This window comes from Paenibacillus rhizoryzae (assembly GCF_059686995.1).
On the sequence record NZ_JCAALT010000001.1, the window covers coordinates 599,273 to 617,066 of the forward strand.

14 protein-coding genes are annotated in these 17,794 nt (G+C 51.8%); 7 read left to right on the top strand and 7 right to left on the bottom strand.

Translation table 11 applies throughout. The features are described from left to right. Window positions 1-43 precede the first annotated feature (43 nt). A complete protein-coding gene (gene parE / locus AC6ESO_RS02645) occupies window positions 44-2,014 on the top strand; it encodes a DNA topoisomerase IV subunit B (protein ID WP_494817233.1) in 1,971 nt (656 codons plus the stop codon). A 20-nt stretch (window positions 2,015-2,034) separates the two neighbouring features. Further along, entirely contained in the window at window positions 2,035-4,476 is a 2,442-nt protein-coding gene (gyrA, locus tag AC6ESO_RS02650; protein ID WP_497090031.1) for a DNA gyrase subunit A, read from the top strand. A gap of 3 nt (window positions 4,477-4,479) precedes the next feature. Here gyrA and AC6ESO_RS02655 read toward each other — a convergent pair whose 3' ends face one another. Continuing rightward, window positions 4,480-4,647 (bottom strand): hypothetical protein, encoded by a 168-nt coding sequence (locus AC6ESO_RS02655; RefSeq protein ID WP_177245690.1) that lies wholly within the window; start codon window positions 4,645-4,647, stop codon window positions 4,480-4,482. A gap of 197 nt (window positions 4,648-4,844) precedes the next feature. On the opposite strand from AC6ESO_RS02655, the gene AC6ESO_RS02660 reads away from it, so the two are divergent. Then, a complete protein-coding gene (locus AC6ESO_RS02660) occupies window positions 4,845-5,252 on the top strand; it encodes a MarR family winged helix-turn-helix transcriptional regulator (protein WP_497090478.1) in 408 nt (135 codons plus the stop codon). A gap of 239 nt (window positions 5,253-5,491) precedes the next feature. Here AC6ESO_RS02660 and AC6ESO_RS02665 read toward each other — a convergent pair whose 3' ends face one another. From AC6ESO_RS02665 to AC6ESO_RS02680, 4 genes are read right to left on the bottom strand one after another with little or no spacing between them, the layout of a single operon-like run. Further along, window positions 5,492-6,835, bottom strand: a complete 1,344-nt coding sequence (locus AC6ESO_RS02665; protein ID WP_497090032.1) for a CapA family protein — start codon at window positions 6,833-6,835, stop codon at window positions 5,492-5,494. A gap of 5 nt (window positions 6,836-6,840) precedes the next feature. Further along, window positions 6,841-7,590, bottom strand: a complete 750-nt coding sequence (locus AC6ESO_RS02670) for an RluA family pseudouridine synthase (protein WP_497090033.1) — start codon at window positions 7,588-7,590, stop codon at window positions 6,841-6,843. A 1-nt stretch (window position 7,591) separates the two neighbouring features. Further along, complete coding sequence (locus tag AC6ESO_RS02675) at window positions 7,592-8,458, bottom strand: class I SAM-dependent methyltransferase (protein ID WP_091215567.1); 867 nt, start codon at window positions 8,456-8,458, stop codon at window positions 7,592-7,594. Continuing rightward, window positions 8,445-9,176 (bottom strand): response regulator, encoded by a 732-nt coding sequence (locus AC6ESO_RS02680; RefSeq protein WP_494817238.1) that lies wholly within the window; start codon window positions 9,174-9,176, stop codon window positions 8,445-8,447. The genes AC6ESO_RS02675 and AC6ESO_RS02680 overlap by 14 nt, the downstream gene beginning before the upstream one ends. An 80-nt stretch (window positions 9,177-9,256) precedes the next feature. Here AC6ESO_RS02680 and AC6ESO_RS02685 point away from each other — a divergent pair, with 80 nt between their 5' ends. Further along, window positions 9,257-11,371 carry a sensor histidine kinase gene (locus AC6ESO_RS02685; RefSeq protein ID WP_497090034.1) on the top strand — a complete coding sequence of 705 codons (2,115 nt, stop codon included), beginning with the start codon at window positions 9,257-9,259 and terminating at the stop codon, window positions 11,369-11,371. Here AC6ESO_RS02685 and AC6ESO_RS02690 read toward each other — a convergent pair. Continuing rightward, entirely contained in the window at window positions 11,355-11,678 is a 324-nt protein-coding gene (locus tag AC6ESO_RS02690) for a helix-turn-helix domain-containing protein (RefSeq protein ID WP_091215574.1), read from the bottom strand. The genes AC6ESO_RS02685 and AC6ESO_RS02690 overlap by 17 nt on opposite strands. 329 nt (window positions 11,679-12,007) lie before the next feature. On the opposite strand from AC6ESO_RS02690, the gene araA reads away from it, so the two are divergent. Then, window positions 12,008-13,501, top strand: a complete 1,494-nt coding sequence (gene araA / locus AC6ESO_RS02695; protein ID WP_497090035.1) for an L-arabinose isomerase — start codon at window positions 12,008-12,010, stop codon at window positions 13,499-13,501. Window positions 13,502-13,616: 115 nt separating this feature from the next. Here the strand turns inward: araA and AC6ESO_RS02700 are convergent, their stop codons facing one another. Continuing rightward, window positions 13,617-15,515 carry a terpene cyclase/mutase family protein gene (locus tag AC6ESO_RS02700; protein WP_497090036.1) on the bottom strand — a complete coding sequence of 633 codons (1,899 nt, stop codon included), beginning with the start codon at window positions 15,513-15,515 and terminating at the stop codon, window positions 13,617-13,619. Between the two features lie 192 nt (window positions 15,516-15,707). Between AC6ESO_RS02700 and AC6ESO_RS02705 the strand changes: the two genes are divergently transcribed. Then, window positions 15,708-16,748, top strand: a complete 1,041-nt coding sequence (locus tag AC6ESO_RS02705; protein WP_497090037.1) for a FecCD family ABC transporter permease — start codon at window positions 15,708-15,710, stop codon at window positions 16,746-16,748. Further along, window positions 16,748-17,761 (top strand): FecCD family ABC transporter permease, encoded by a 1,014-nt coding sequence (locus AC6ESO_RS02710; RefSeq protein WP_497090038.1) that lies wholly within the window; start codon window positions 16,748-16,750, stop codon window positions 17,759-17,761. Before AC6ESO_RS02705 ends, AC6ESO_RS02710 begins: the two co-directional genes overlap by 1 nt. Window positions 17,762-17,794 lie beyond the last annotated feature (33 nt).

Here is a 17,794-nt window from a genome sequence, read left to right on the forward strand (position 1 = left end):
AAAGAATGCAAGGAAGCGCAATTAAATTTATTAGGAGGACCCTATGACTGAGCAGTTAAATCTTGCGGGCGAAGCGAATTTGGGTGCCGACAGCTATGGTGCAGACGACATCCAGGTGCTGGAAGGGCTGACCGCTGTTCGTAAACGGCCCGGGATGTATATCGGCAGCACAAGCACTTCGGGCTTGCATCACCTTGTCTGGGAGATCGTCGACAACGCGGTTGACGAGCATCTGGCAAAGTTCTGCTCTGCCATCGACGTAACGATCCATAATGATGGTTCGATTACTGTTAAGGACAACGGCCGCGGCATTCCTACCGGCATGCATAAGACCGGTATTCCCACGCCGCAGGTTGTCTTTACGATTTTGCATGCGGGCGGTAAGTTCGGCGGCGGCGGATATAAGAAATCCGGCGGTTTGCACGGCGTAGGCGCATCCGTAACGAATGCGTTGTCGGAGTGGCTGGAAGTGGAAATTTACCGGGACGGTAAAATACATAAGCAGCGCTTCGAGTATTGGGTCGACAACGATGGCAAAGAGCATGTCGGCGAACCGGTAACGGGACTTGTCGTCACCGGCAATACGAACCGTACAGGTACGAAGGTAACCTTTAAACCGGATACACGTGTTTTCCACGGTAATATTTCAATCAATTACGATACGCTTTCTGAGCGGCTGCAGGAGATTGCGTTCCTGAATTCCGGGTTAAAGGTAACGGTAAAGGACGATCGCAGCGGCAAACAAGACCAGTATCACTATGAAGGCGGCGCGCGGCAGTTTGTTCAGTTTCTGAATGAAGATAAAACTGTGCTGCACGATGTCGTTCATTTTGCAGGCGAACGTGATGAAATCGAAGTTGAGGTGGCTTTGCAGTACAACGACGGCTACACGGAAACCTTGGCCTCGTTCGTAAACTCCATCCCAACACGCGGCGGCGGTACGCATGAGACCGGATTCAGAACCGCATATACGCGTGTTATGAACGATTATGCCCGCAAGAACGCAATGATCAAGGAGAAAGACAAGAATCTCGACGGCAACGACCTTCGCGAAGGCATGATGGCGGTTATCAACATCAAGATGTCCGAAGTCGAATTTGTCGGTCAAACGAAGGATCAGCTCGGCAGCTCTTCAGCAAGAAGCGCCGTAGATGCAATCGTCTCTGACAAAATGCAGGTTTTCCTGGAGGAAAATCCGCAGGTTGCACAAATGCTGTTGAAGAAAGCGGTTCAGGCATCAAGAGCGCGCGAAGCTGCACGCAAAGCGCGCGACGAAATCCGCAGCGGCAAGAAGAAGAGCGAAAGCTCCAACCTTGGCGGCAAGCTGACGCCGGCACAGTCGAAGGATGTTACCCGGACGGAGTTGTTTATCGTCGAAGGTGACTCCGCAGGCGGTTCCGCGAAGCAAGGCCGCGACTCCAAGTTTCAGGCGATTCTTCCGCTTAAGGGGAAACCGATGAATCCGGAGAAGGCGAAGCTGCTCGATATTCTTAAAAACGACGAATACAAGGCGGTTATCGCGGCGATAGGCGCAGGGATTGGACCTGAGTTCGACGCGGAATCGTGTAATTATAGCAAAATCATCATTATGACGGATGCCGATACGGACGGTGCGCACATTCAAGTGCTCCTTCTGACGTTCTTCTACCGTTACATGAAGCCACTGATTGATTTGGGCCGCGTCTTTATCGCGCAGCCGCCTCTTTATAAGATTACGCGTAAATCTGGCAAGCTCGAGACCGTCCGGTACGCTTGGTCGGATGAGCAGCTCCAGAATTACTTGAAGGAGTTCGGCAAGAACTTCGAGCTGCAGCGTTATAAAGGACTCGGCGAGATGAACCCCGAGCAATTGTGGGAAACGACGATGAATTCAGAGACGCGTACGCTGCTTCAGGTTCAAATCGAAGATGCAGCCAAAGCGGAACGCCGTGTTTCCACGCTCATGGGCGACAAAGTAGATCCGCGTAAACGCTGGATCGTTGAGAATGTTGATTTTACCGAATATGTTGAATAACAGTTGAGGAGAGTTTCGGCATGAGTATCCTGGAACAGTTTTTGCCGGCGTTTCTTGAGGAGGTCGTGGGTGACCGATTCGGACGCTATTCCAAATACATCATTCAGGACCGCGCCATTCCCGATGTACGAGACGGATTGAAACCGGTGCAACGGCGTATTTTGTACGCGATGTATGATGCAGGCAACACGCCTGACAAAGGGTATCGCAAATCGGCCAAGACGGTCGGTGATGTAATGGGTAATTATCATCCGCACGGCGATTCCTCCATTTATGAAGGCATGGTCCGTATGGCGCAGCCATGGAAAATGGGGCATATGCTCATCGATGGCCATGGAAACTGGGGATCGATCGATGATGACCCAGCTGCAGCGATGCGGTATACCGAAGCGCGTCTATCGCCAATCGCGATGGAGCTGCTTCGTGATATTGAGAAACGAACGGTCTTATTCAAAGACAATTTCGATAATACGACGAAAGAGCCGGTTGTGCTGCCATCGCGGTATCCCAACCTGCTCGTCAATGGCGTAAGCGGGATTTCCTCCGGTTTCGCGACGGAAATTCCACCTCATAACTTGCGTGAAGTAATCGATGCTTGTAATGCCATGATGGACAACCCGGACATCGAGCTTGCGCAGCTGATGGAGATTGTGAAAGGTCCCGATTTCCCGACAGGCGGACTCATCATGGGTGAAGATGGTATCCGAGACGCCTACCTAAGCGGCAAGGGCCGGATTTACCACCGCTCCAAATCGATCATTGAAGACATGAAGGGCGGACGCCAGCAGATCGTCATTACGGAAATTCCGTATCAAGTCGTCAAGTCCCGCCTTGTCACAGCGATGGAGAACATTCGGATCGAGAAGAAGGTCGAAGGCATCGCCGAGGTTCGCGATGAAAGCGGGCGTAACGGTCTTCGCATTGTAGTCGAGCTGAAGAAGGATGCGGATGCGCAAGGCATTCTGGCGTATTTGCTCAAGAAAACCGATCTTCAGGTCGCCTACAACTTCAACATGGTTGCGATTGTGAACAAAACGCCGAAGCAGCTTGGTCTGAAGGACATGCTGACCGCGTACATCGCGCATCAGAGAGAAGTCGTTACCGAGCGTTCTAAGTATGAGCTTGAGAAAGCGGAAGACCGCGCTCATGTACTGGAAGGTTTGGCGAAGGCGCTTAACCTTCTGGATGAAATCATCGCCACGATTAAAGCGTCGAAGAATCGGCAGGATGCACAGCAGAACCTCGTCGCGAAGTTCACGTTTACAGAGCGCCAAGCAGATGCCATTCTGACGCTCCAATTGTACCGTTTGACGAATCTGGAGATTACTTCGATTGAGAAGGAATTGAAGGATATTCAGAAAAAGATTTCGTATTTACGTTCGATTCTGGACAGCGAGAAGAAGCTGCGTTCTGTCATCAAAGAAGAGCTGCTGGAAATTCGCGAGAAATTCGGCATCGACCGCCGTTCCGGCATTCAAGGCGAAGTCGAAGAGCTGAAGGTGAACCTTGAGGTTATCGTCGCTGCTGAAGACGTACTTGTTACACTGAGTCAAGACGGCTATATCAAGCGGACCTCGAAGCTATCGTTCACACGTTCCGGCGGCGAGCTGGGAAGTGCCGGCGTCAAGGAAGGCGACGTTATTCGCACGCTGATCGATGTCAATACGATCGACCAGCTGCTGCTCTTCACGCGCAAAGGGATGTACTATCAACTGCCTGTCCATCAAATTCCGGAGTTCAAATGGAAAGATACCGGGACAGCCGTAGTCAATGTCGTACCAATGCCGAAGGACGACAGCATTATTAGCGTCATTCCTGTGAAGGATTTTGAAGTGCCGGATCGTACGCTGGTCTTCGTCACGAAACGAGGACAAGTGAAACGGACGGAGCTGAAAGAATATAAATCATCGCGTTCCACTGCGATTGCGGCTGTGAAGCTGGCAGATGGCGATGATGTGCTGCGTGTGTCGCTTAGCGACAACAGTAAAGAGCTGCTGCTCATTACGAAGAACGGCATGAGTATCCGTTTCCCTGAGAGTGAAGTCAATCCAATGGGGCGTGTAGCTGCAGGCGTACGAGGCATTACCGTTCGCGAAGGCGATGAAATTGTCGCCGCGGAGTGGGTGACGGGTGACGAAGGCGAAGTGCTTGTCCTAACGGAGCTTGGTTACGGCAAACGTTCCTTGCTGCTTGATTATCCAATCCAAGGGCGAGGCGGCAAAGGTGTTGCAACCTTCGAATTTAAGGAAGGCAGCAGGGTCCGCTCGAATGGAGTTGGTCTCATCGGCGGCCTTCACTGCAAGGAAGCTCGTGACTTGGTGCTGTTAACGGCAGCCGGCACGAATCAGATCGTTTCAACGGAGAAAGCGCCGATTGATGATCGAAAATCGACTGGCCGCGCGGTAACAGCGGTCGATAAGAAGGATGTATTAACGGCGTTCTTCGTTCGGGCCGATTTGTAAAGCTCAATCAAACGGCTGGTGGGGAGAATCGCGTCGCTCCATCATTTCTACAATAAGTTCAAGCACGACCCACAATGGGGCCGGTTCATCTAGCCGGTCGACCCATTGCGGGTCTTTTTGTATGCCGATCTGCGATAATTTACGTACAAGTTCGAGCTTGCGCTCCTCCATATTGCGGATCACGCTCCATTCCTAATTTCGAGCCGGTACAACAGCCTATACCACCAATGTATGTCTAATCTTGTCAAATGGTTCTCTTTCGTAGCGATTAGTCAGACAAAATATTAACTGCATTAACCTTATATTCGACATTTCGGCATGGTATAATAAGGTATAAGATAAAATCGGACAGAAGGCGGGTGATGGTCATCGTTTCTGCGGAATTTGCCCGGTTGTGGATGAAGATGACGAAGGAATGGAAGTCGCATCTGGAGGAAGAACTGGCTCCCGGATTAACGGAAGGACAACTGAGTGTACTGGAGCTGCTGCTCCAGCATCAACCGATGAAACCCTCGGATTTGCTCGGCTATTTGGAGACGACACCCGCTGCAATTACGACGCTGCTTGATCGAATGGAGCGCGGCGGTCTCGTCGTGCGGAATCGAGACGAGAGCGATCGGCGCATTGTATGGGTCACAGTGACCGAGAAAGGGCAAATCGAAGCTGCGCGCGGTATTGCTGTGCGCGATGCTTACATCAGTGAAGCGCTCGACCGGATCTCTTCCCATAATCAGCAGCTGCTGGTCTATCTGCTTGGCAAAGTAGCCAACTCGTAGGTTGTACATATGTGAACGAATAAGTACGGTCTGAGAGGGCTGCTGCAATCGAAAGAGGCCTGTGCATCCGCATGTTCCGATGAGGAACTGCAGCGCACAGGCTTTTTTTTGTTGCAACATTTTCGATTCTACGTGAGTTAGTAATGATAGCCGTTGTAGTCCTTAAGCCATGGATATAAAGAAAAAGGGCTGTCCCGGAAAATGAATCCCAGTACAGCCGTTTCTTTACGTCTATCTGCCTAGCCTGTTACTTTGAACGGCGTGCCGGACATCGATTTCAACCGTTTCATGAGTTGATGGTACATCTGCTTGAGCGACGTGTAATCCGTTCCGGAGAGGTCTTTAAGCGCTTTGGAGGCAATCACCTGCTGCAGCGGAACAACGTCGTAATTGGTCACGCCTTTGCTGGTTACCCGGTGCACCCAAGTAGGGAGCGCCTCCACATTCTGAATGGACGTTTTACCTGTTGGACCGTCTTTGTGAATGCTCACTTTATAGACGACGCCGTAATCCTTCGAATCACCGCGTTGATTGGAAATGAAATTACCCATGGAATAAATAATGAGTCCTTTTCTTACGGAGCCGTCCGGTTCAGCCGCTTCAACCATCTCGTAAGGCTGAATGACATGCGGGTGGGAGCCGGCAATGATGTCGGCACCGGCAGCGATCAGCTTGCGCGCCAGATTCTTCTGCACCTCGTTCGGCTGGGTCTGATATTCGATGCCAAAATGCAGCACGACCGTAATGAAATCGGAGCCAGCCTCGCGGAGCTTCTTGATGTCGCTGATCATCTTAGCTTCGTCGATCAAGGAGACGGCGTAGGGCTGATCTTTGGGCAGCGGAATGCCGTTCGTACCATACGTATAGGCGAGCAGTCCCATTGCAATGCCTTTGCGCTTCGCGATGACAATTCGGTCGGCTTCCGCCCGCGAACGTGCCGTACCTTTCGTTTCGAAGCCAAGCTCCCCGAGCTTCTGAAGCGTCAGTGCAATGCCTTTGGAGCCGCGGTCCAGAGCGTGATTGTTAGCTGTCGTAATGGTCGTGAAGCCGGCATACTTGAGCGCGTCGCCAAGCTCGGTCGGCGCATTGAAGCGCGGATAACCCGAATAGCCAAGCGACTTACCTGCAATCGGCGTTTCGAGATTGGCCAGCGTCCAATCGCCTTGCTCAAGAATCGGCTTCATCGGCTTGAAGAAATGCTCGAAATTATATTTCTTTGTTTTCTCGTTATAGGCGCCGGGAAGCTGCGGCATATGCATCATTACGTCGCCAACAGCCACCCAAAGCGCGTCAACCGACTTCTCAGGCGCTGGAGGCGCGCTCTCAGCGTCTTGATTGTCAGGTTGGGATAAATTAGCGTCATCATTTGGCGATTGATTAGCAGCGTCACCAGCGTTCTCTGGAGCGGGCTCCGAGTCCGTGTCCGGTGCCGGTGCCAGTGGATCCTCATCCGGCGTCGGTTCCTGCGCGACATTCTCCGGTTGGTTATGATTCGGCTCCAAGTGCGGACTGCTCCCGCAGCTGCTTAGAATGAGCAGGACGAGGACGAGTAGGCTGAACAGCGATAATTTGCGTCTATTCATAAGCCCTACAACCCTTCCAGGGGCAGGATTGAACGTGCCCGGATGAAATCGTCATCGCGAAACCGACTCCACGGCTCCGTCCTCGGTGGCAGGGCATGAATGGTAAGCCATTCCTTCGTAACCGGATGCGCTACTCCGATGGATGTCGACCATAGGGCAATATCTTGTTCGCCTTGAACGGCGGGAGCTCCGTATTTGCGATCGAATACGAGCGGACAGCCGATCTCGGCCAACTGAGCCCTGATCTGATGCGAGCGCCCGGTCAGCAGCTTCACGGCGATGAGGGAGAGTCCGCCTAGCTTGGCGACTACCGCATAGTCAAGTATGGCTTCTTTCGAATCCTGTATCTGCTTCTGATGCACGGTAACTATGTTTCTGCCCGCATCTTTACGCAGGAAGTGACGCAATCGGCCGGCAGCTGCCGCAGGGGAGCCATGAACAACCGCTACATACAGCTTATCGAATGAACGACTGCGAACAGACTCCGATAGGCGGGAAGCTGCTTTGGACGTCTTTGCGAACAGCATGGCGCCGCCAACGGGACGATCCAAACGATGGACTAGTCCGACATAGACATTGCCCGGCTTCTGATAGCGGGCTTTCAGATCGTCCTTCAGCAGCGTGACCATATCCATTTCGCCCGTTTCATCGGCCTGCGAAAGGAGGCCCGGCGGCTTAATGACGGCAAGCAGATGGTTGTCCTCATACAGCACAGGCAGAAGCGGGGCCGGCGCTGTAACAGGGTCATGACCCATCTTACTTACCCTCCCAACGTCCCAAGATGCCGCAAGGCAATGTAAGCCCGGAAGCGGAAATCGGGATGCCGATCTCGCCGCAGTGGATGGAGCCTTTATGTTTGCGTCCAACCGTCATGTGCAGCATATTGTGAAGAACTGTCGGCGACAGTCCGGTCGTGTAGGAGTTCACTAGCACGAACAACGGATTCTCTGTAAGAATCGTTGTGCAGAACTCGAGGAAGGGGTAAAGATTTTGCTCCAGCTTCCAGGTTTCGCCGTTCGGTCCGCGTCCGTAGGAAGGCGGGTCCATGATGATAGCGTCGTACTTGCTGCCGCGGCGCTGCTCGCGCTGCACGAATTTGAATACATCATCCGTTATGTAACGAACCGGAGCGGTGCTAAGACCGGATAGCTCGGCATTTTCCTTGGCCCATTGCACCATGCCTTTAGCAGCATCGACATGGCACACTTCTGCGCCGGCTGCAGCGGCAGCGACAGTAGCTCCGCCTGTGTAGGCAAACAAATTCAGCACGCGAATCGGACGACCGGCTTTGCGGATTTTGTCCATCATCCAGGTCCAGTTGACGGCTTGCTCCGGGAACAGGCCCGTATGTTTGAAGCTTGTCGGTTTAATATGAAACTTCAGCTCGCCATAGGAGATGGACCAGCGTTCCGGCATTTTGGTGCGGAACTCCCATTCGCCGCCGCCGGAGGAGCTGCGGTGATAGTGGCCGTCTGCTGTTTTCCATAAACCGCTTTCGTTCGCGATCGGCCAAATAACTTGGGGATCGGGTCTGCGCAGCACGTAGCCGCCCCAGCGCTCGAGTTTTTCTCCGTTGCCGGTATCGAGAAGTTCGTAATCTTTCCATAAGTCAGCGTTGTACATGTGTGTTGTAACCTTCCTTGGCGTTGAATTTGTAGCCTACTCCCCGAACAGTGACAATATAGATCGGGTTTGCAGGGTCGGGCTCGATTTTCTTGCGCAAATTGCTGACATGAACCATCAATGTACGAGTATCGCCCATACTATCATGTCCCCAAACGATCGTGTACAGATCATCGAGTGCAAAAGCGCGGTTCGGTGTTTTGGCCAGACGGACGAGAAGCTCGAACTCCTTGGCCGATAGGAAGACTTCTTTGCTGCCCAGATGAACGGTCCGCGCGGGCAAATCAATTCGTAAACCATCGTATTCCAGCACTTCGCCTACCGCACGGTCGATCGAATATTGACCGATCACAGATTGACGGCGCAGATGTGCTTTAACGCGAGCGACTAGCTGACTTGGACTGAACGGCTTGGTCATATAATCATCGCCGCCTACAGTAAGTCCATGTATAATGTCAGTATCATCGCTCTTACAGCTTATGAACAAAATGGGAACGTTGGAAATCGTTCGGATGTGCTTGCACACTTCGAAACCATCCAGATTCTTGAGTGAGATGTCCAGCAGGATCATATCCGGCTTTAGACCGGCTGCGAGCAGGACGGCATCTTCACCGTTGTCTGTCGTATGTACTTCAAAACCTTCTCGTTCCATATATAAAGTAATCAGCTCGGTAATATCGGCTTCATCGTCAACGACAAGAATTTTGCTACCATTCATCTCCATCTTCCCCCTCTTCCTAGGCTATTATAGCGAATCGAGGGAGGGGTGAGCAATCAACGATTTTTCAGGAGGCTGCTATGATTCGCCGATTATTCCGATCGTTTCTACTCTTTTTACTTCCCATACTCCTGCTCGCAAGCTGCAGTACGCAGAGCGGCGAGGAGAACCCTGCTGCGAAACAAGGTATTCTTGATCTTCGAAATTGGTCGTTTGATAGGGATGGCGAGCTCCCGCTGACTGGGGAATGGACGTTCTTCAGCGGACAGCTGCTGACTCCTGAGTTAGCCATGAGATATGAGGGTTTGCATGTAACGGTTCCTCGTTCCTGGAACAGCTACCCGGGAAACAGCGGCATTAAGAATGGACAAGGCTATGCTACCTATAAATTAACGGTGCTCATCAAACCGACGGATCATGTGCTTGCCGTGCGCATACCGAATATTTTCAGCAGCTATAAGTTCTGGATTAACGGCAAGCAGCTTGCCGGACAAGGGATCGTCGGGACGAGCCGAAGCTCTTCGAAGGCGCAGCAATTCCCGCGGATTGTATCGTTTAATGTAGAAGGTAAGCAGGAGCTGGATTTTGTCGTGCAGGTATCCAACTTCCAGCATCGCAAAGGGGGCATCTGGGTTCCGCTCAAGATGGGCAACAGCGACACGCTCGTCGCGAATCAGATGAAAGCTTCCATCCAGGAAATGCTCATCCTGGGCAGCTTGTTTATCATCGGGATCTATCACATCGGTTTGTATGCTTTCCGCAGGCAGGAGCAGTTTACGATTCATTTTGGTTTATTATGCTTATTCATTGCGGCGAGAGCCGGCGTAACCGGCGAAAATTATATTTTACAGCTCATTCCGCTGTCTTGGGAGATTGGGATGAAAATCGAATATATCGCCTTTTCGCTAAGCGCAGTGGCGGGGTATTTGTACGTGTATCGGCTCTTTCCGATGGATGCATCCAAACGCGTGATCCCTTTCGTAATCGGAATTGGGACCACTTTGGTCGGCTTTGTGCTGTTCACACCTGCAATCGTGTACACGCAACAGATTTCATGGTTTCAAATTTACGTTGTGGCTGTGAGCATCTATACGCTAATCATCCTGGTTACGGCGAAGATTCGCAAACGGATCGGGTCTGCGTTTGTCCTGGCAGGGGTAGCGGTGTTCGTCGTTACGGTACTGAATGACATGCTGTTCTACAACGAATGGCTTCTATATGCACAGCTGATTCCGCTGGGATTGTTCTTCTTTATGCTGATGCAGTCTTTTATCATTTCGAAAAGGTTCTCCAGCGCCATGTACCAGGTTGAGCATGTCTCAAGTGAGCTGAGAGAGCTGAATGTGCATTTGGAGGAGCGTATCGAAGAGCGGACGACCGCGCTGAGTGAGGCGAATGAATCGCTGGCGCAGACGAATCGGGACCTGCATCGTTCGGAGTCGTCACGAAGGCATCTGATGACGAATATTTCGCATGATCTGCGCACGCCGATTACGTTGCTGCAAGGCTACTTGGAAGCTTTTCAAGATGGAGTGGTCAAAACGGAGGAGCAGCAGCAGCGCTATCTGCGAATGATGCTGGGCAAGGTCGGCGGACTTAATCGATTGATTCACGATTTGTTCGAGCTGACGAAGCTGGAGGCCGGACAGACGAGGTTCGACTTTGCGGATGTTCCGCTCAGTCATTGGATTCAACAGCTGCATGATCTCTACGAAATCGATGTCATCAGCAGCGGTATGCGGTTCAGATGCGATTTTCACAGTGCGCACTCCGAACAGGAGGGTCATGCCCATGAAATGGAACAACAGAACCGCATCATGCTGCGCCTGGATCTGCCGCGAATGGATCAAGTTATTGCGAATGTCATTTACAACGCGATTAAACATACGGAGAAGGGGGGCGAGATAGCGCTTTCTTTTTTCTTCGATGAGACAGCAAAACGGACCATCGTAACCGTTAGCGATACAGGCAGCGGAATTGAGGAAGAGCATTTGCCCTTTATTTTCGACCGGTTCTACAAGAAAGAGATTTCCCGGAACTCAGCCGAGGGTGGCAGCGGCTTGGGGCTCGCGATTGCCAAAGAAATTGTGGAAGCACACGGCGGCACAATCGGTGCTGTCAGTACCTTGGATAAAGGGACAATGATCTGGTTCGCGCTGCCTGCAACCCTGCGAAGCGTTAGTCAGCTTGCCTGATAACCGCCATCATCCGATCGATGGATTGCTTTCGGCGTTCCTGATCCATGCCGTTTAGAATACGGATAATTTCGATCGCTTCAGGAGTTACAGGCGTTTCTGGTCTTGCAGCCTCACCGCCGATAATGTAGTCCAGTGATACGTTAAAAAGAATAGCGAGCTTCTTTAACGTTTCATAGACCGGCTGGCGGTTGTTAATTTCGTAATGACTGTAAGCAGAACGGGTAATGCCAATTTGCCTGGCGACTTCTTCTTGTGAAATGTGCTTTCGAAGTCGAAGTTCCCTTAATCGATCTCCCATCGTCATAGTTTCTAGCTCCTTACGTCATTCTTCGCAAACTATTACTAGTGAAAAAGCTACACTTCGGCCCCACTAATAGTAATTTATGATACAAAGTGTATCAGTGTCAAGTGTTAAGTATAGAAACGTTAATAATTAAGTATTGAAAACAAATCTGCAGGAGCGTACAATGGGGTTGGTAGTAGTTGTACGTACAAGTTTACAGCTGTACATACTCTGGTCTTTTGCTTGGATTTAGCGAAAATGTCTGTATGAGTACCGATGTGGTGATTTATTCTGCTATCATGTTCGTACAAGTTAACGATGAATTCAGGATCATGAGGAGGAATATTAACGTGATACAGGTTAAACGTTATCAATTTTGGTTTGTTACCGGCAGCCAGCATCTATATGGACCGGAAACGCTGCTAGAGGTTGCAGATCATTCCCGAATCATTGCAGAGGGTTTGGATCGCGATGAAGCGATCACTTATGAAGTTGTGTTTAAACCGGTATTAACCACGCCCGAAGAAATCTATAGCCTGTGCGCGGCAGCTAATGCGGACGAGCAATGTGCGGGTTTGATCACTTGGATGCATACGTTCTCGCCTGCGAAGATGTGGATTGCCGGATTATCCGAGCTGCGCAAGCCGCTGCTTCACCTGCACACACAGTTTAACCGCGATATTCCTTGGGACTCCATTGATATGGATTTCATGAACTTGAATCAATCCGCTCACGGTGACCGTGAATACGGCTTCATCGGTGCACGCATGGGCATTGCCCGTAAAGTTGTTGTAGGGTACTGGGAGGATGCTGAGGTGCGTGGCCGTATTGCCGGCTGGATGCGCACATCGGTGGCATTCACAGAAGGCCGCTCGCTCAAAGTAGCACGCTTCGGCGACAATATGCGTCAGGTTGCTGTTACAGAAGGCGATAAGGTTGAAGCACAAATTAAGTTCGGCTGGTCGATTAACGGCTACGGAATCGGAGATTTGGCAGCTTATATCGCGCAAGTGACGGAAGAGCAGCTGAATGCGCTGACCGACGAATACGAAGCGGCTTACGAGATCGCGGCTGAAACACGCTCCAATGCTGAGAAGTGGGAATCGATCCGGGAGCAGGCTCGTATTGAGCTAGGAATGAAAGCATTCCTCCAAGAAGGCGGCTTCACGGCGTTCACGACAACCTTCGAAGATTTGCACGGCATGAAGCAGCTTCCCGGGCTTGCGGTGCAGCGTTTAATGGAGGCAGGCTACGGCTTCGGCGGCGAAGGCGATTGGAAGACAGCGGCGCTTACTCGTGTGATGAAGACGATTGCCGGCAATAAAGGGACTTCCTTTATGGAGGACTATACGTACCATCTGGAGCCGGGCAATGAACTCATTCTTGGCGCGCATATGCTTGAAATTTGCCCGACGATCGCCGAAGGCAAGCCTCGTCTTGAAGTTCACCCGCTGGGCATCGGCGGCAAAGCTGACCCAGCCCGTATGACCTTCAACGGTCGCAGCGGTCAAGCCGTGAACGCATCGCTTATTGATGTGGGCAATCGGTTCCGTCTCATCGTGAACATTGTCGATGCTGTAGAAACACCGCATGATATGCCGAAACTACCGGTTGCACGCGTGCTTTGGAAGCCGCAGCCATCCCTGAAAGATTCCGCAGAAGCGTGGATCCGGGCAGGCGGCGCGCATCATACGGTATTCTCGTATGAGGTTACGGCTGAGCAGCTGGTGGACTGGGCAGAGATGACAGGCATTGAATGTGTGATCATCGATCATTCGACAAATCCGCTCGCATTCCGCAATGAGCTGCGTTTGAACGATATGTACTGGCGTTTGCAGCGTTAATTGAACTTATTTTATTTTTTTAAGCAGTTGGCATTTCAAGTTACCGGCTTGTGGGACTTTCCGCCGCGCGATTGCGTGCGTGCGGAATAGTCCCTTTTTTTCGCGATTACGGGCTTTAATTGGCTGAAGTCGAGCTGCCTCCAAACTTATTGCGGTAATTTGCCAGTGCGAGAAGCGGCCATACCAGAGGGTAGCTCTCATATCTCGTATAGAGATAGCCGGGCAATCCTGCACCGGTCGGATACTTCTTTGGAAGCGGGTCCTCCGAATCTAATGCACGTAACAGAAAATCGCATGCTTGCTCCATGGCAGGGGAGGACTGATCGTTAACGGCGACAAGCGCATCGAGCGCCCATGCGGTTTGCGACAGCGTGGAATAGGAGAGCGGGACGTATCGCTTCACAAGATCGCTGCGACAGGATTCGCCAAATCCGCCATCTGGCAGTTGAATGCGATGAAGCCATTCCTTGGCCTTGCGAATTTGCGGATGGTTTGGCGACTCACCGGCGGCGATCAAGCCGGTGAGCGCAGCCCAAGTGCCATAGATATAGCAGACGCCCCAGCGGCCATACCATGAACCGTCAGCCTGCTGCGCGCTATAGAGCCAGTCTGCAGCTCGGCGCATGAATCGGCTGTGAGCGGTTGTCAGCCCGGCATGGCTGCCCAAATATTCCAGCGTTCTGCCGGTTAAATCCGGTGTTGATGGATCCGTAGCGGCATCCTCCGCACCATCGAGCGGTACCCAGCTGATGATTTTGTTGTTCACATTGCGCTCGAATGCCGCCCAGCCGCCGTCGGCGTTTTGCATGGACAGCAGCCATTGCAGGCCGAGCTCCTGAGCATGCTGATAAGGAACCTCATTGGCGAGTCCATGAATGGCGCGCATGGCAGCTGTAGTGTCATCGATATCCGGATTTATCGTATTCGAGTCGGAGAAGCCCCAGCCGCCTGGCAGCGGATGCTCCACGTTCAGCTTCCAGTCGCCAAGCTTGGAATGCTGGTGCTTCAATAAATAATCGCCCGCGGATCGAATGCTCGGATGATTGGCGCGTACGCCTGCTGCTTGGAGGGCGTGGCTAATTAATGCGGTATCCCATACAGTGGAGGTCGTATTCTGCATCGTGAGATCATGATTATCGCGAAGCAGTAGTGACTCCAGTCCTGCAACAGCATGCATGATTATAGGATGACCGATTTCGAATCCCAATGCGCGAAGCGCATGAATCATTAGAATGGTCGCACTGGCATAACAGTACAGCGTACCGTCCGGCTCAATTCGATCCAGCATGTATTGCTGCGCGCGAGCTGTACCTTGCTTGTTAAGGGCCGTAAGCGGCGATAATCCTTGCAAAGAGGGGACTCGCATGGATACATGCTGCTGCCAACTGTTTTGCTGCTCTAACAGCTGCTCAAGCGAAGTATCCTCATAGTGGAAGCGAAGGGGTTCGATGTGAGGAAGCGTGAAAGCAGGCTTGGTAGAACCGAGCAGCATCATCGGGGCCATGTGAACACGAGCATATCCGGAGAACTGAAAGAAGTGAAGCGGCGAGGTTGGAGGCAGCAGCAGCAGTGAGAGTGGAACAGGGAACCAGCGCGGCCATTCATATTGTCCGACAACCGCAAGCAGGAATTTAGACAATAAGCTATTGATACGCGAGAGTCCTCCGAGCTTGGCGATGCACGCGCGAGCCTGCTTCATTCGGGGATTAGAAGGTGATAGACCGGCAAATTGTAAGGCAAAATAACATTCTGCCGTCGCGGCGAGATTACCATCCTCTTCATCGGGATATACACGCCAAGCGCCATCAGCGCCCTGCTTGGTTAAGATTCGCTCACATAAGGAAGCGATTAGCGCTGGCTTCTGAATGCCGGCGCTGGTGAACAGCATAATTGCAGCCGCATCAGTGGTCGTTCCGCTATCAATGAATCCAAGTCGCCAACTGCCGTCTTGACTTTGTTTGCCAAGCAGGTGATGAACCAGACGGTCAATCCCGCGATCGATGCTGGAATCCATGAGAATCGCCTCCATCTGAGACTTGTTCAAGGAATGGTACCTTTTTCACATTAAACTTGCACGTTCTTAGGAAACATTGGGCAAATAAATGGACAAGAGGCGCTGAACTCTTTATTATGGAAATGAAAATAATTCTCAATGATCGCATCAAGCTATAGGTTTGTCATCCGTGCAAAGGTGGTTTATTTTGAAGTGGACGTTCAATCATCCTCACAAACACAGCAATTGGCCATTCATTCCCGGCCGCTCGCTGCCCTACTTATCCTTATTTTCGGTACACTTGCATTGGTTCTAACTGCTGCTATATCTATTTGTGTTGGAGCCGCTGACACATCCTTATCGACGGTTTGGGATGCGCTCTTTCACTTTAATTCGGATTTGACTCAGCACCAAATCATCAGGGAATTGCGTATTCCGCGTGTATTGGCAGGTGCGCTTACAGGAGCGGCTTTTGCCGCAGCTGGTGCGATTATGCAGGGAATGACGCGCAATCCATTGGCAGACTCGGGCTTGCTGGGCATTAATGCCGGTGCAGGCGTTCTGCTGGCGGTATGTTTTGCGTTCTTTCCCGGTATGTCATTCGTGAATCTCATGTTCTTCTCATTCTTTGGCGCCGCTGCGGCTGCTGCACTTGTGTTTGGAACAGGGGCGTTTGTCAAAGGCGGCCTTACGCCGGTGCGTCTGGTTCTTGCAGGCGCTGCCGTAACTGCGCTGCTGCTTGCCATTAGTGACGCGATCGCCATTCATTATCAAGTAGGCCGAGAGCTGGCCTTCTGGCTCGCCGGCGGCATGGCAGGCGTGGAATGGGCGCAAATTCGTATCATTTCGCCTTGGATATTGGGCAGTATTGTCATTGCGATCATGATGTCGCGTTCGATAACGCTGTTAAGCCTTGGTGAAGAAATTGCAATTGGTCTTGGGCAACGTACCGGGCTGATAAAGCTGATCGGAACGATCCTCGTGCTTATTTTAGCCGGAGCTTCGGTTAGCGTCGTTGGGGCTGTAGGGTTCGTAGGACTCATCATTCCGCATATCGCACGGTATTTGGTAGGCGTCGATTATCGGTGGATCATTCCGTGCTCTGCTGTCCTTGGCGCGCTCTTGCTCATCGTTGCGGACATTGGCGCCCGTATGTTCAATCCATACTCCGAAACGCCGCTGGGTGCACTTATTGGAGTCATTGGCGTTCCATTCTTCCTGTATCTGGCGATAAAAGAAAGGAGGGAGCTGTAATGAACACCTTTACAGTTACTCCTGCAGAGAAGGCACGGAAGAAGAAGGCATACACAATAATAGGGTTGATGGGCGGTCTCATTATCCTTGTATTCATTATAAGTATGAGTACAGGCACATTGAGGCTCTCGCCTAGCGATATGATACATACACTGCTTGGCAATGGGACGGCTAATCAAGAACTGATACTCTACCAGTTCCGTCTGCCTCGGATCGTAATGTCACTGCTGATCGGCGCCGGTTTCGCGGTGTCGGGCTGCATATTACAAGGGGTTACGCGAAATGCGCTGGCCGATCCCGGGATCCTCGGTATTAACGCAGGAGCGGGACTGATCGTCATTCTGTATATATCCGTCACACCGATAAACCATGCCATTTTTCTGCTGCCTTTGCTTGCCATGATTGGAGCAGGGGCTACAGCCGCACTAATCTACGGTCTCTCCTATAGACGTCATTATGGCATTTCGACCATTCGCCTTCTGCTTGTCGGAATCGCGGTAGCTGCCGGGATTTCGGCCCTTATGCTCGTCTTGACGCTGAAGCTCAACCCGGATCAATTTAAATTCGTTCAGGTTTGGCTGGCAGGCAGCATGCTGGGCATGGACTGGCGTTTCGTCCTGGCGTTATTGCCTTGGATCGTCGTGCTACTGCCCTTTGTCTACTACAAGGCACGTGTGCTGGACGTGCTGAATTTAGGGGATCAGACGGCTTCCGGGCTGGGTACGGCACTTAACCGTGAACGGTTGTATCTGTACGGGGCAGCCGTTGCACTAGCCGCTTCCTGTGTAGCGGTTGGCGGCGGAATCGCTTTTGTTGGACTGATCGGACCTCATTTGGCACGCAGGCTTGTTGGTCCGCAGCATACGTACTTATTGCCAGCCTCGGCAGTTACAGGCGGTCTGCTGCTCATTATCTCAGATACACTTGCTCGTATGTACGATGTGCCAACAGGGATTGTGGTTGCCATTATCGGAGCACCGTATTTTCTGTACTTGCTCACACGGGCCAAATAACCATTCATACAGCAATATCAACAGTAAGGGAGG